The sequence below is a fragment of the Streptomyces sp. GbtcB7 genome (genome assembly GCF_019091445.1).
Taxonomy (GTDB): Bacteria; Actinomycetota; Actinomycetes; order Streptomycetales; family Streptomycetaceae; genus Streptomyces; species Streptomyces mirabilis.
Window position 1 is genome coordinate 1 of the sequence record NZ_JAGXJM010000156.1, and the last position, 392, is coordinate 392.

Here is a 392-nt window from a genome sequence, read left to right on the forward strand (position 1 = left end):
TCGAGGGTGCCCCAGTCGGGGTGGGCGGCCCGCTGTGGGTCCGCGTGTTCGTAGAGGGGGCGTCCGTCGAATTCGGCGAGGGCCCATGCGTCGCGCGGGAAGTGGGCCGGTACCCAGTCCATGAGGACGCCGATCTGGGCCTGGTGCAGGGCGTCGACGAGGTGTTTGAAGTCGTCGGGGGTGCCCAGCCGGGCGGTGGGGGCGTAGAAGCCGGTGACCTGGTAGCCCCAGGAGCCGCCGAAGGGGTGTTCGGCGACCGGCATCAGCTCGACATGGGTGAAGCCCAGGTCGGAGACGTAGGCGGGCAGTTGCTCGGCCAGTTGGCGGTAGGTCAGGCCCGGGCGCCAGGAGGGCAGGTGGACCTCGTACACGGACAGCGGTGCCTCGTGCAC

1 protein-coding gene is annotated in these 392 nt (G+C 70.7%); it reads right to left on the reverse strand.

Annotation, left to right across the window (positions count from 1 at the left end):
* Positions 1–392: alpha-amylase family glycosyl hydrolase (locus tag KVT44_RS55645; protein WP_254651241.1), on the reverse strand; the 392-nt coding region annotated here is incomplete at both ends.